The 13,501-nt window shown below is 54.8% G+C and carries 14 protein-coding genes; 11 read left to right on the forward strand and 3 right to left on the reverse strand.

The features are described 5' to 3' along the window. The first annotated feature begins 57 nt into the window (after window positions 1-57). Genes ACQG22_RS04525 through nqrM form a run of 7 tightly spaced genes read left to right on the forward strand, consistent with a single transcriptional unit; the run spans window position 58 to window position 6,100 of the window. Complete coding sequence (locus tag ACQG22_RS04525) at window positions 58-1,401, forward strand: Na(+)-translocating NADH-quinone reductase subunit A (protein WP_369706576.1); 1,344 nt, start codon at window positions 58-60, stop codon at window positions 1,399-1,401. Window positions 1,402-1,403: 2 nt separating this feature from the next. Beyond that, window positions 1,404-2,639 (forward strand): NADH:ubiquinone reductase (Na(+)-transporting) subunit B, encoded by a 1,236-nt coding sequence (locus tag ACQG22_RS04530; RefSeq protein WP_013095731.1) that lies wholly within the window; start codon window positions 1,404-1,406, stop codon window positions 2,637-2,639. After that, a complete protein-coding gene (locus tag ACQG22_RS04535; RefSeq protein WP_369706577.1) occupies window positions 2,632-3,426 on the forward strand; it encodes a Na(+)-translocating NADH-quinone reductase subunit C in 795 nt (264 codons plus the stop codon). Before ACQG22_RS04530 ends, ACQG22_RS04535 begins: the two co-directional genes overlap by 8 nt. Beyond that, window positions 3,419-4,057 carry an NADH:ubiquinone reductase (Na(+)-transporting) subunit D gene (locus ACQG22_RS04540; protein ID WP_013095733.1) on the forward strand — a complete coding sequence of 213 codons (639 nt, stop codon included), beginning with the start codon at window positions 3,419-3,421 and terminating at the stop codon, window positions 4,055-4,057. The genes ACQG22_RS04535 and ACQG22_RS04540 overlap by 8 nt, the downstream gene beginning before the upstream one ends. 6 nt (window positions 4,058-4,063) lie before the next feature. Next, window positions 4,064-4,660 carry an NADH:ubiquinone reductase (Na(+)-transporting) subunit E gene (nqrE, locus tag ACQG22_RS04545; protein ID WP_013095734.1) on the forward strand — a complete coding sequence of 199 codons (597 nt, stop codon included), beginning with the start codon at window positions 4,064-4,066 and terminating at the stop codon, window positions 4,658-4,660. A 10-nt stretch (window positions 4,661-4,670) separates the two neighbouring features. After that, entirely contained in the window at window positions 4,671-5,894 is a 1,224-nt protein-coding gene (gene nqrF / locus ACQG22_RS04550; RefSeq protein WP_013095735.1) for an NADH:ubiquinone reductase (Na(+)-transporting) subunit F, read from the forward strand. Beyond that, a complete protein-coding gene (nqrM, locus tag ACQG22_RS04555; protein ID WP_020686315.1) occupies window positions 5,894-6,100 on the forward strand; it encodes a (Na+)-NQR maturation NqrM in 207 nt (68 codons plus the stop codon). Before nqrF ends, nqrM begins: the two co-directional genes overlap by 1 nt. Window positions 6,101-6,148: 48 nt before the next feature. On the opposite strand, the gene ACQG22_RS04560 is transcribed toward nqrM, so the two are convergent. Next, window positions 6,149-7,012 carry a glycerophosphodiester phosphodiesterase family protein gene (locus tag ACQG22_RS04560; protein WP_020686316.1) on the reverse strand — a complete coding sequence of 288 codons (864 nt, stop codon included), beginning with the start codon at window positions 7,010-7,012 and terminating at the stop codon, window positions 6,149-6,151. Between the two features lie 157 nt (window positions 7,013-7,169). Here ACQG22_RS04560 and dinB point away from each other — a divergent pair, with 157 nt between their 5' ends. Continuing rightward, a complete protein-coding gene (dinB, locus tag ACQG22_RS04565) occupies window positions 7,170-8,228 on the forward strand; it encodes a DNA polymerase IV (protein ID WP_058684264.1) in 1,059 nt (352 codons plus the stop codon). 61 nt (window positions 8,229-8,289) lie between these two features. Here the strand turns inward: dinB and pepD are convergent, their stop codons facing one another. Beyond that, window positions 8,290-9,747 carry a cytosol nonspecific dipeptidase gene (pepD, locus tag ACQG22_RS04570; protein WP_058681077.1) on the reverse strand — a complete coding sequence of 486 codons (1,458 nt, stop codon included), beginning with the start codon at window positions 9,745-9,747 and terminating at the stop codon, window positions 8,290-8,292. Between the two features lie 260 nt (window positions 9,748-10,007). Between pepD and gpt the strand changes: the two genes are divergently transcribed. The 3 genes from gpt to crl all read left to right on the forward strand — a co-directional run bounded on the left by gpt (window position 10,008) and on the right by crl (window position 12,274). After that, a complete protein-coding gene (gene gpt / locus ACQG22_RS04575; RefSeq protein ID WP_003863205.1) occupies window positions 10,008-10,466 on the forward strand; it encodes a xanthine phosphoribosyltransferase in 459 nt (152 codons plus the stop codon). 104 nt (window positions 10,467-10,570) lie between these two features. Then, window positions 10,571-11,815, forward strand: coding sequence for an esterase FrsA (gene frsA / locus ACQG22_RS04580; protein WP_023620942.1), 1,245 nt, complete (start codon window positions 10,571-10,573; stop codon window positions 11,813-11,815). A 57-nt stretch (window positions 11,816-11,872) separates the two neighbouring features. Next, window positions 11,873-12,274, forward strand: coding sequence for a sigma factor-binding protein Crl (crl, locus tag ACQG22_RS04585; protein WP_023620943.1), 402 nt, complete (start codon window positions 11,873-11,875; stop codon window positions 12,272-12,274). A gap of 101 nt (window positions 12,275-12,375) precedes the next feature. Here the strand turns inward: crl and phoE are convergent, their stop codons facing one another. Further along, window positions 12,376-13,428, reverse strand: coding sequence for a phosphoporin PhoE (phoE, locus tag ACQG22_RS04590; protein ID WP_013095744.1), 1,053 nt, complete (start codon window positions 13,426-13,428; stop codon window positions 12,376-12,378). Between the last annotated feature and the right edge of the window lie 73 nt (window positions 13,429-13,501).

Raw genomic sequence — 13,501 nt, forward strand, 5'->3', positions numbered from 1 at the left:
CGGAAATGGTACACTTCACGCCCTCAGAATAGTTGTTCACGGAAACTTGCTAACCACATGTTTAAAATAAGAAAAGGACTTGACCTGCCCATCGCAGGCGTGCCCGAACAGCACGTTTCGGCAGGCGCAAGCGTTCGCCATGTTGCCATTCTGGGCGACGATTACGTGGGGATGCGCCCCTCAATGCTGGTCCAGCAGGACGATCGCGTCATTAAAGGGCAGGCGCTCTTCGAAGATAAAAAAAATCCCGGCGTGATGTTTACCGCCCCTGCCAGCGGCACCGTTGTGGCGATCAACCGTGGCGAACGCCGCGTGTTGCAGTCGGTGGTTATCCGCATTGAAGGGGATGAACAGCGTGAGTTTGCCCATTATGAGGCCGCAGACCTCACGGCGTTGAGCCGTGAAACCGTTCAGGCGCAACTGCTGGACGCCGGTTTGTGGACCGCATTTCGCACACGCCCTTTCAGCAAAACGCCTGTGCCTGGCACGGTTCCGGCCGCTATCTTCGTTACGTCAATTGACACCAACCCACTCAGTGCAGACCCGCAGCCGGTTATTCTGGCACAACGTCAGGCCTTTGATGCTGGGCTGACCGTTCTCACGCGGCTGACGCCCGGGAAAGTCCACGTGTGCCAGGCCAGTGCCGGTAAACTTGGCGGCCATCCGCAGGGACAGGTGACGTTCAATGAATTTGCAGGCCCGCATCCGGCGGGGTTGGCGGGAACGCATATTCACTTCCTTGAGCCGGTCAGCCTGACAAAACAGGTCTGGCACCTTAACTATCAGGACGTGATTGCCATCGGCAAACTCTTTACCACCGGTAAGCTCTGCACAGAGCGAGTAATCGCGATTGGCGGGCCGCAGGCGGCAAACCCGCGCCTGGTGACAACGCTGTTGGGGGCGGATATCAATGAACTGCTGGACGACGAAACCAAAGCGGGTGAAAACCGTCTGATTTCCGGTTCGGTACTCAGCGGCCGTCATGCCGTTGGGCCGCAGGCCTATCTGGGGCGCTTCCATCTGCAGGTGAGCATTGTGCTGGAAGGGCGTGAGAAAGAGCTCTTCGGCTGGGTGCTGCCAGGTGCAGAAAAGTATTCCGTCACCCGCACCACGCTCGGCCACTTCCTGCGTCATAAGCTGTTCAACTTCTCCACCAGCACAAACGGTGGTGAGCGCGCCATGGTGCCGATTGGTAACTACGAGCGTGTTATGCCGCTTGATATTCTGCCCACCGTGCTGCTGCGCGATCTGCTTGCCGGGGACACCGACAGCGCCCAGGCGCTGGGTTGCCTGGAGCTGGACGAAGAAGATCTGGCGCTCTGTACCTATGTCTGTCCGGGAAAATACGAATATGGACCGGTATTGCGCGAGGTGTTAACCCGCATTGAGCAGGAAGGATAACCATGGGCTTAAAACACCTCTTTGAAAAAATAGAGCCGCATTTTACCGAGGGTAAACTGAAGAAGTACTACCCGCTGTATGAAGCGACGACGACCATTTTCTACACGCCAGGTCTGGTGACGAAAGGCGCGGCGCACGTTCGTGACGCCATCGACCTGAAGCGAATGATGATTCTGGTCTGGTTTGCCGTCTTCCCGGCAATGTTCTGGGGCATGTACAACGTGGGGCTGCAGACCATTCCGGCGCTGCATCATCTGTACGATGCTCAGCAACTGGCGCAGGTGATCCAGTCTGACTGGCATTACCGTCTGGCACAGTCGCTTGGCGTAAGTTTTGCCCCAGACGCGGGCTGGATCAGCATGATGACGCTGGGGGCGGTGTTCTTCCTGCCGATCTACATCACGGTATTTATCGTGGGTGGATTCTGGGAAGTGCTGTTTGCCATTATTCGTAAACATGAGATCAACGAAGGCTTCTTTGTTACTTCCATTCTGTTTGCCCTGATTGTCCCGCCAACGTTACCGCTCTGGCAGGCCGCGCTGGGGATCAGCTTTGGTGTGGTCATCGCGAAAGAGATCTTCGGGGGAACCGGGCGTAACTTCCTCAACCCTGCGCTGGCAGGGCGTGCGTTCCTGTTCTTTGCCTATCCGGCGCAAATCTCCGGCGATCTGGTCTGGACCGCTGCGGACGGCTTCTCTGGGGCGACACCGCTTTCACAATGGGCGGCGCACGGCGGTGAAACGCTGGTGAACAATGCGACAGGCCAACCCGTCACCTGGTTTGATGCGTTTATGGGCAACATCCCGGGCTCCATTGGGGAGGTCTCCACGCTGATGATTTTGATTGGCGGAGCGATCATCCTGTTTGGTCGCGTGGCCTCCTGGCGGATTGTCGCCGGTGTCATGATCGGCATGGTGCTGACTGCCACACTGTTCAACCTTATCGGTTCCGCCACCAACCCGATGTTCTCCATGCCCTGGTACTGGCATCTGGTGCTGGGCGGTTTCGCCTTCGGCATGATGTTCATGGCCACCGATCCGGTCTCTGCTTCCTTTACTGACAGAGGGAAATGGAGCTATGGCGTGCTCATCGGGGTGATGTGTGTCCTGATTCGTGTGGTCAACCCGGCCTATCCGGAAGGGATGATGTTGGCCATTCTGTTTGCCAACCTGTTTGCACCACTGTTCGATTATCTGGTCGTGCGCGCCAACATTAAGCGGAGGAAGGCACGTGGCTGAAATCAAAAATAACGACAGCATCGGCAAAACGCTGCTGGTGGTGCTGGTGCTGTGTCTGGTCTGTTCCATTGTGGTGGCTGGTTCTGCCGTGGGGTTAAAGCCGCGACAGCAGGAGCAGCGCGCGCTGGATAAACAGAGCAACATCCTGGCCGTCGCCGGGCTGATGCAGGAAGGGATGAGTGCAGACGATGTGTCGGCCGTCTTTGCTGAGCGCATCACCGCGCGTCTGGTGGATTTAAAAACGGGCCAGCTGCTGGATAAAGATCCGGCGAAATATAACCAGGCGCTGGCATTAAAAGACCCGCAGATGAGCATGACGCTGGACGCATCTCAGGATCCGGCGGGCATTAAGCGTCGCAGCAAGCTGGCTGAAATCTACCTCGTACGTGATGAGCAAAAACAGGTGCAGGAAGTGGTGCTGCCCATCTACGGCAACGGCCTGTGGTCAATGATGTACGCCTTCGTGGCGCTTGATACGGATGGCCGCACCGTGAAAGGCATCACCTACTATGACCAGGGTGAAACGCCGGGGCTCGGTGGAGAAGTGGAGAACCCTAACTGGCGCGCGCAGTTTGTCGGGAAGAAAGTGCTCGACGACAGCGGAGCGCCTGCGCTGAAGGTGATGAAAGGGTCTGCGCGTCCTGACGATGTCTATGCCGTTGACGGGCTATCCGGGGCCACGCTCACCTCCAAAGGGGTGCAGCACAGTTTTGATTTCTGGATGGGCGAACTCGGTTTTGGTCCTTTCCTGAAAAATGTACGTGAAGGAGCGCTGAACCATGGCTGATACGGGTGAACTGAAAGAAGTTAAAAAGGTGCTGATTGGCCCACTTTTAGCCAATAACCCGATAACGCTGCAGGTGCTGGGTGTGTGTTCAGCCCTGGCGGTGACCACCAAGCTGGAAACGGCGGTGGTGATGACGCTGGCAGTAACGCTGGTTACCGCGTTTTCCAGCATGTTTATCTCGATGATCCGCCACCATATCCCCAACAGCGTGAGGATCATCGTGCAGATGGCGATCATCGCCTCGCTGGTGATCGTGGTCGATCAGCTGCTACGCGCCTTTGCCTATGAAATATCGAAACAGCTTTCGGTATTTGTGGGCCTGATTATCACCAACTGTATCGTGATGGGACGTGCAGAAGGCTATGCCATGAAAATGCCCCCGCTGGCGAGCTTTATGGACGGCATCGGCAACGGCCTCGGCTACGGCGTGATCCTGCTGTCCGTAGGGTTCCTGCGTGAGTTGATTGGCAGCGGTAAGCTGTTTGGCATCACGGTGCTGGACACGGTACAGAACGGCGGCTGGTATCTGCCAAACGGCCTGTTCCTGCTGGCTCCAAGCGCATTTTTCATTATCGGTTTGCTGATCTGGCTGATTCGTACCCTGAAGCCAGAACAGCAGGAAAAGGAGTAACCGACAATGGCTCATTACCTGAGTTTATTTGTGCGCGCGGTGTTTGTTGAAAACATGGCGCTCGCGTTCTTCCTCGGCATGTGTACGTTCCTTGCCGTGTCCAAAAAGGTGTCAACGGCATTTGGCCTGGGCATAGCGGTTACCGTGGTGCTTGGCCTGTCGGTGCCGATCAACAACCTGGTGTACAACTTTGTCCTGCGCGACAGCGCGCTGGTGGAGGGGGTGGATCTCAGCTTCCTGAACTTCATTACCTTTATCGGTGTGATTGCGGCGCTGGTGCAAATCCTTGAGATGATCCTTGATAAGTATTTCCCGTCACTCTACAACGCGCTGGGGATCTTCCTGCCGTTGATCGCGGTGAACTGCGCCATCTTCGGTGGCGTCTCGTTTATGGTTCAGCGTGATTACAACTTCAGCGAATCAATTGTGTATGGTTTCGGCTCCGGGATCGGCTGGATGCTGGCTATCGTCACCATGGCGGGGATCCGCGAAAAAATGAAATATGCCAACGTGCCTGCAGGCCTGCGTGGCTTAGGGATTACCTTTATCACCACCGGTCTCATGGCGCTGGGCTTTATGTCCTTCTCCGGTGTGCAGCTATAAGGGCTAACTGATGGAAATTATGCTTGGCGTGGCGATGTTCACGCTGATTGTACTAGTGCTGTCGGGGTTGATTCTGGTGGCGCGCGCGAAGCTGGTGAATTCCGGTGATGTCATTATCGATATCAACGATGAACCGCAAAACCAGATCCGCACGCCAGCCGGCGATAAACTGCTGAATACGCTTGCCGGCAACGGCATCTTCGTCTCTTCGGCCTGCGGCGGCGGTGGCTCCTGCGGTCAGTGCCGCGTAAAGGTGAAAGAGGGCGGTGGCGATATTCTGCCCACTGAGCTGTCGCACATCACCAAGCGTGAGGCGAAAGAGGGCTGCCGTCTGGCCTGTCAGGTCGCGGTGCGCCAGAACATGAAAATTGAACTGCCGGAGGAGATTTTCGGCGTCAAAAAATGGGAATGCGAAGTTATCTCCAACGATAACAAAGCCACCTTTATCAAAGAGCTTAAACTGCGGGTGCCTGAAGGAGAGAGCGTTCCGTTCCGGGCGGGGGGCTATATCCAGATTGAATGTCCGGAGCACACCGTGGCCTACGCTGACTTCGACGTGCCTGATGAATACCGTGCCGACTGGGATAAATTTAATCTCTTCCGCTTTGTCTCTGAGGTTAAAGAGCCCGCGCTTCGTGCTTACTCCATGGCGAACTACCCGGAAGAGAAGGGTATCATCATGCTTAACGTGCGTATCGCCACGCCGCCGCCAGCGGTACCGCATGCGCCGCCGGGCATCATGTCATCGTATATCTGGTCATTAAAACCGGGCGACAAGGTGACCATCTCCGGCCCGTTTGGCGAGTTCTTTGCGAAAGAAACAGATGCCGAAATGGTATTTATCGGCGGTGGTGCAGGTATGGCGCCGATGCGTTCGCACATTTTCGACCAGCTCAAGCGGCTTGGCAGTCAGCGTAAAATCAGCTTCTGGTACGGGGCGCGTTCGCTGCGTGAGATGTTCTATGACGATGAGTTCGAACAGCTGGCGCGTGAAAACCCTAACTTCACCTTCCATGTGGCGCTCTCCGATCCGCAGCCGGAAGATAACTGGACCGGCCATACGGGCTTCATCCACAACGTGCTGTATGAAAACTACCTCAAACAGCATCCTGCGCCGGAAGACTGCGAGTTTTATATGTGTGGTCCGCCAGTGATGAACGCCGCAGTGATCAAGATGCTTAAAGATCTGGGCGTGGAAGATGAGAACATCCTGCTGGATGATTTTGGAGGCTGATGATGCTGACGTTTCTGGCAACCTTCGCGGTCTTTGTACTGGTCATATTCGGCATGTCGTTAGGCTGGATCATCAAGCGCAAAAGCATTCAGGGCAGCTGCGGTGGGATCTCGTCCATTGGCATGGAAAAAGTCTGCGACTGCCCGGAACCGTGCGATGCCCGTAAAAAAAGGATGGCGCGGGAGCAGCAGCGCCGAATTTTGTAAATCGCGACGTAACGATAACAGCAGGCCGCATTATTGCGGCCTGCTGGCTTATTTAGCCCATGCTTTTGCGGCGGCGGGCGAGTCGACCATCACCGCATCCGCCTGCAGCGCCTCTGCCTTTTTATAATCTTCGGCGGTGTTCACGCCCAGCAAGATAACGTGACTGTTGCCCTGCGAGCGGAAACAGTCCATGGATTCTTTATCCCAGGTGAGGGTTGAGCGGGACACCCCTTCACCAAGGGTAAATTTCTCAACCACGTCAACGGTTCTGTTCAGCTCTAGCGCGTACCAGTACTCCTGCATCGTCTGCTCTGGTGGCAGGCACTGGTGGCTCAGCGATACCGTTACCAGCCTGGAGCGCGTTTCACTGCGGGTAACAAAGCGTGGGATTGCTGCCGGAAGCGAGGCAAGATAACGGTCCTCAGTAGAATAAACCCTCACCCGCCCCAGACTCTGGGTCTCATTAAGCACCGCAAGAAGCGCTTTTCCCATCGTGGCCGGATCGGCGTCAGGTGATTTGATATCAATATAAAACCGGGTTTGTGGCCAGGTTTCCAGCACGCTTTTCAGGGTGGGGATCGTCACCCCTTTGCCACGCCACGGATGGGTTTCACCGCCCCAGCTCCAGCCAGCGTCAACTGCCGATAACTCCGCAAGCGTGTAGTCCGAGATTTTGCCTGTTTTGTTCGTCAGCGCTTTTAAATCAGAAGGACGATACAGGACCGGAACGCCATCTTTACTGAGCTGCACGGTTATCCAGACTGCCTGAGCCTGATTCTCTAAGGCCAGTTTGATCGCTTGTACTGTGTTTTCTGGTGCGTCGGCTGTTCCGCCCCGGTGGGCAACGATCTGTGGGCCAGCGAAGCTCGTTCCCGTCACGAGCAGCAGAGAGAGCGCGAGTATTTTTCTCATGAATTTATATCCTTATTCACATAAAAAATTAATATATACAACAAGTTACGTGTTGTTTTTTGTATCATATTTTTATGACAAATAAGAGAAGGTAAATCTGCTGTCGCATTTTTTAGACTTTGATATACTGTATATAAATACATGTGTGGTGGTCGTAATGCGCAAAATAATCCATGTCGATATGGACTGTTTTTTTGCCGCAGTGGAGATGCGTGACAACCCGGCGCTGCGGGATATTCCTATTGCCATTGGCGGTAGCCGTGTCCAGCGCGGTGTAATCAGCACCGCCAACTATCCTGCGCGCAAATTTGGCGTGCGCAGCGCCATGCCTACCGCCATGGCCCTTAAGCTCTGTCCTCATCTCACGCTTTTACCCGGTCGCTTTGAGGCGTACAAAGAAGCGTCCCTGCATATCCGCGAAATCTTCTCTCGCTACACCTCACTGATTGAACCTCTGTCGCTGGACGAAGCTTATCTTGATGTCACCGACAGCGTGCACTGTCACGGCTCCGCGACGCTGATGGCGCAGGAGATCCGCCGGACTATCTTCCAGGAGCTGAATCTGACCGCGTCGGCAGGTGTCGCACCGGTGAAGTTCCTCGCCAAAATAGCGTCCGATCTCAACAAGCCCGACGGCCAGTACGTTATCACCCCGGAAGAGGTCCCGGCGTTTTTAAAAACGCTGCCGCTCGGCAAAATCCCGGGCGTAGGCAAAGTCTCTGCGGCAAAGCTGGAAAGCATGGGGCTGCGAACCTGCGAAGATGTACAGCGCAGCGATTTAGCCATGCTGCTTAAACGCTTTGGAAAATTTGGCCGCGTGCTGTGGGAGCGCAGTCAGGGTATAGACGAGCGCAGTGTCAGCAGCGAGCGGCTGCGAAAGTCGGTTGGAGTTGAACGCACACTGATTGAAGATATTCATGACTGGTCTGAATGCGAAAACATCATTACGGAGCAGCTCTATCCTGAACTGGAACGGCGCTTAATCAAGGTCAAACCGGACCTGCTGATTGCCCGTCAGGGCGTGAAGCTTAAGTTCAATGATTTTCAGCAGACGACTCAGGAGCACGTCTGGCCGCGCCTGAATAAAGAGGATCTCATCGCGACGGCGAAAAAGGCCTGGGATGAACGTCGGGGCGGGCGAGGGGTCAGGCTGGTGGGGTTACACGTTACCTTGCTGGATCCGCAGCTGGAACGTCAGCTGGTATTGGGATTGTAAAAAGGCCGGTGGCGCGACGTTGTTCACCCTCTCCCTTTGGGAGAGGGCTGGGGTGAGGGTATTACTTAGCAGGAATCGCTTTCAGCAGTTCAGTCAGCAGGGTCCAGTAATGGCCCACGCTTTCAATGTGAACCTGCTCATCCGGCGAGTGTGGTCCGGTAATGGTTGGCCCAATGGAGACCATATCCATGTTCGGGTACGGCTTCTTGAACAGACCACATTCCAGACCCGCGTGGATCACCTGAATGTTCGGGGTGCTGTTGAACAGACGCTGGTATGTTTCACGCACCAGTGCCATCACCGGAGAGCTTGCGTCCGGCTGCCAGCCTGGGTAGCTGCCTTTGGCAGAGGTTTTCGCTCCGGCCAGCGTGCCCAGAGATTCCAGCATGCTCACCACATACTCTTTACCTGTGTCGATAAGCGATCGGATCAGGCAGATGATCTCTGCGCTGTCGTCGCCCATGGTGACCACACCCACGTTCAGAGAGGTTTCAACCACCCCTTTCGCGACGTCTGAGTTGCGGATCACGCCGTTTGGTGTCGCGTTTAACAGCTGAATAAAGGTGTCACGAGACTGGGTGGTCAGCGCGGCTTTATCCGTGGACACGGACTCCAGCACTACGGTCAGGTTCTTCTCTTTCGCGGACAGTTCGTTTTTCAGGATATCCAGATAGACGCTGGAGAGCTTTTTCAGCTCGTCTGCTTTGGCAGCTGGAACGGCTACCGTCGCGAACGCTTCACGTGGGATTGCGTTGCGCAGCGTACCGCCGTTGAAATCGACCAGACGCAGGTCCAGCTCAGCCGCGTGGCCCGCCAGGAAGCGTGCCAGCAGTTTGTTGGCGTTGCCCAGGCCTAAGTGAATATCACCGCCGGAGTGGCCGCCTTTCAGCCCTTTCAGCGTCAGCTTGAAGGTCTGGAAGTCAGCAGGCACCGCTTCACGGGAGAGCGGCAGGGTAGAGATAAAATCAATCCCGCCCGCGCAGCCCATGTAGATCTCGCCTTCTTCTTCGGAGTCGGTGTTGATCAGAATATCCGCCTGCAGCCAGTTCGCCTGCAGACCGAACGCACCGTCCATGCCCGCTTCTTCGGTCATGGTCAGCAGCACTTCCAGTGGACCGTGCTGAACGCTGTCGTCCGCCAGTACCGCCAGCGCAGAGGCCATACCGATACCGTTATCTGCACCCAGCGTGGTGCCGCGTGCTTTCACCCAGTCGCCGTCGATGTACGGCTGGATCGGGTCTTTCGTGAAGTCGTGAACGGTGTCGTTGTTTTTCTGTGGCACCATGTCCAGGTGCGCCTGCAGCACAACCGGTTTACGGTTTTCCATGCCTGCGGTCGCCGGTTTGCGGATCAGAATGTTGCCAACCTGGTCGCGTTCAGCGTGCAGACCTTTTTCCTTCGCCCAACCCATAATATGTTCGGCAAGCTGTTCTTCATGGTAAGACGGGTGTGGAATGGAGCAGATTTTGGCAAAAATATCCCACAGCGGCTGGGGAGATAATTGAGACAGTTCAGACACGATAAGTCTCCTTGTCGATGCCCTGCAAAGCGAGTTGCAGGTCACAGGGTTAGCAGGTTAATAGTTACCACAAGTCAGGCTTGCGAGATGCAACTGAGAATACCACTTTCTCCGATGGCTGGTAGCATAAAGCATGTAAAAACTCAGGCAGAGGGCGCTAAACACTGGTTTTTAGTGCGTCAGATCTCTATAATCTCGCGCAACCTATTTCCCCCTCGAACACTTTTTAAGCCGTATAAAAACAGGCTGGGACACTTCACATGAGCGAAAAATACGTCGTCACCTGGGACATGTTGCAGATCCACGCACGCAAACTGGCCGCGCGTCTGATGCCTTCTGAACAGTGGAAAGGCATTATTGCCGTTAGCCGTGGCGGTCTGGTACCGGGGGCGCTGCTGGCCCGTGAGCTGGGTATTCGTCATGTCGATACCGTCTGCATTTCCAGCTATGACCACGACAACCAGCGTGAGCTGAAAGTGCTGAAACGCGCGGAAGGCGACGGTGAAGGTTTCATCGTTATTGATGACCTGGTGGATACCGGTGGTACCGCGGTGGCTATCCGCGAAATGTACCCAAAAGCACACTTCGTCACCATCTTTGCGAAACCGGCGGGCCGCCCACTGGTTGATGATTACGTGATTGATATTCCACAGGATACCTGGATTGAACAGCCATGGGACATGGGCGTGGTCTTTGTACCGCCTATTTCCGGCCGTTAATTTCCGTACGTAACTTTACACGCCCGGCTATGCCGGGCGTTGTTCTTTTTATTCTGCCACGCGTTACAATGGACACTATATGACGTATCCATGGAGGCAACGCAATGACGCAGGCGAATCTCACCGAGACACTCTTCAAACCCCGTTTCAAGCACCCTGAAACCTCGACGCTGGTGCGTCGCTTCAATCCGGGGAACCAGCCTGCCGTCCAGTCTGCATTAGACGGTAAAAACGTGCCTCACTGGTATCGCATGATTAACCGCCTGATGTGGATCTGGCGCGGTATCGATCCGCGTGAGATCCTCGATGTGCAGGCGCGTATCGTCATGAGTGAAGCCGAGCGTACCGACAGCGAACTCTACGATACGGTGGTGGGTTACCGCGGCGGCAACTGGATCTACGAATGGTCGAAACAGGCGATGCTCTGGCAGCAAAAAGCCAGCCAGGAAGAGGACGCCACCCTCAGCGGCAAGCACTGGCTGCACGCAGCCAATCTTTACGCCATTGCCGCCTATCCGCACTTAAAAGGGGATGAGCTGGCAGAGCAGGCGCAGGCGCTGGCAAACCGTGCCTATGAAGAGGCTGCCCAACGCTTGCCGGGCCGGATGCGCGAGCTTGAGTTCACCATCCCCGGCGGCGCGCCCGTGACCGGGTTCCTGCATATGCCTGAAGGCGACGGCCCGTTTCCGACCGTGCTGATGTGCGGTGGGCTGGATTCGCTGCAAATCGACTATTACAGCCTGTATGAGCGTTACTTCGCCCCAAAAGGGATCGCGATGCTGACGCTTGATATGCCCTCTATCGGTTTTTCCTCCAAATGGAAACTGACGCAGGATTCCAGTCTTCTGCACCAGCATGCGCTGAAAGCGCTGGAAAACATTCCCTGGGTCGACCACACCCGCGTCGCGGCGTTTGGTTTCCGCTTTGGGGCGAACGTGGCCGTGCGTCTGGCCTATCTTGAGGCGTCACGCCTGAAGGCCGTAGCCTGTCTTGGGCCGGTGGTTCACGCTCTGCTCAGCGATCCTGCCCGTCAGGGCAGCGTGCCGGAAATGTACCTCGACGTGCTGGCCAGCCGCCTTGGCATGCATGATGCTTCAGACGAAGCGCTGCGCGTGGAACTCAATCGCTATTCGTTAAAAACGCAGGGCCTGCTGGGACGCCGGTGTCCAACGCCGATGCTGTCCGGCTTCTGGAAAAACGATCCGTTCAGCCCGGAAGAGGAGTCACGCTTAATCACATCGTCATCTGCGGATGGCAAATTGCTGGAAGTTCCCTTCAGCCCGGTGTATCAGAATTTTGACAAAGCATTAAAAGAGATTACGCGTTGGATCGCCCAGAGATTGTGTTAAGAGATTGCTAAATTTTGATGGTTTGGTAAAACAGTGGCTTCACAAAAGGAGATCGTAATGACGTTACCGAGTGGACACCCGAAAAGTAGATTGATTAAGAAGTTCATGGCTCTTGGCCCGTATATTCGAGAAGAGCAGTGTGAAGAGAATCGCTTTTTTTTCGACTGCCTGGCTGTATGCGTCAACGTGAAGCCTGCACCCGAAAAACGTGAATTCTGGGGCTGGTGGATGGAAATGGAAGCAGAAGAGAAACGTTTTACCTACAGCTACCAGTTTGGCCTGTTTAATAAAGACGGCAACTGGCAGGCCACCACCATCAAAGATCAGGAAGTGATTGACCGCCTGGAATATACCCTGAAAGAGTTCCACGACAAGGCGCGCGATTTACTGGCCACGCTGGACCTGAAGCTTGAGCCTGCCGATGATTTTTCCAGTGAAAAGGCGAAATTGACGGCGTAAAAATGAAATAATGCCGGGTGATGATCCCGCAGGCCCGGTAAGCGCAGCGCCTCCGGGCACAAAAAAACCGGCTTAATGCCGGTTTTTTTATTACTGCCGACTCAGAACTGGTAGGTCATACCCAGGGCAACGATATCATCGCTGCTCACGCCCAGTTTGTTATCGTCATCAATCTGGTTGATTTTATAATCAACAAACGCGGACATATTTTTGTTGAAATAATAGGTCGCGCCGACGTCGATATATTTCACCAGATCTTCATCGCCAATACCTTCGATATCCTTGCCTTTAGACTGGACATAACCCAGGGATGGACGCAGACCGAAATCGAACTGATATTGTGCGACCACTTCAAAGTTCTGCGCTTTATTGGCAAAGCCGCCAGAAATTGGGGTCATATTGCGGGTTTCGGAGTACATCGCCGCCAGGTAGATATCGTTCGCATCATATTTCAGACCGGTTGCCCAGGCTTCGGCTTTTTTGCCTTCGCCGCGGGTCAGCAGGTTCTGCGCGTTAGTACGGTCAGAGTTGGTGTACGCGCCGCTTACCGCGAAATCGCTGCCGCCAAAGTCATAGGTCAGAGACGTACCAAAACCGTCACCGTTCTGTTTTTTGACGTCGCGGTTTTCGTTTTTACCCTGATATTGCAGGGTCATATCCAGACCATCAACCGCGCCAAAGAAGTCGGTGTTACGGTAAGTGGCAAGACCGCTTGCACGCTTGGTCATGAAGTTATCGGTCTGCGCGGAAGAGTCGCCGCCAAACTCAGGGAACATATCGGTCCACGCTTCCACGTCATACAGCGCGCCCAGGTTACGACCGTAATCCAGAGAACCAAAGTCTTTCAGCTTCAGACCGGCGAATGCCAGACGCGTTTTCTGAGTGGAATCGCTCTCTGCTTTGTTGCCCGCAAATTCCGCTTCCCAACGGCCATAGCCCGTCAGCTGATCGTTAATCTGAGTTTCACCTTTAAAACCGAAACGCACGTATGTCTGGTCACCATCTTTTGAATCGTCATCGCTGATGTAGTGCATTGCTTTAACTTTGCCGTACACGTCCAGTTTGTTGCCGTTTTTATTATAAACTTCGGCAGCGTGAACAGATGCGGAAGCCACAACGCCCATAACCATTAATGCCAGAGTGCTCTTTTTCATTTTCGATCCTGTCTTATAAACGCGCTTAAAAATTCGCTGGACGATAAGCTCATGCTTAAGTCCCGTGAAAAAA

Source organism: Enterobacter cloacae complex sp. 309I3 (genome assembly GCF_050031595.1).
In the GTDB taxonomy this organism is placed as follows: Bacteria; Pseudomonadota; Gammaproteobacteria; order Enterobacterales; family Enterobacteriaceae; genus Enterobacter; species Enterobacter cloacae.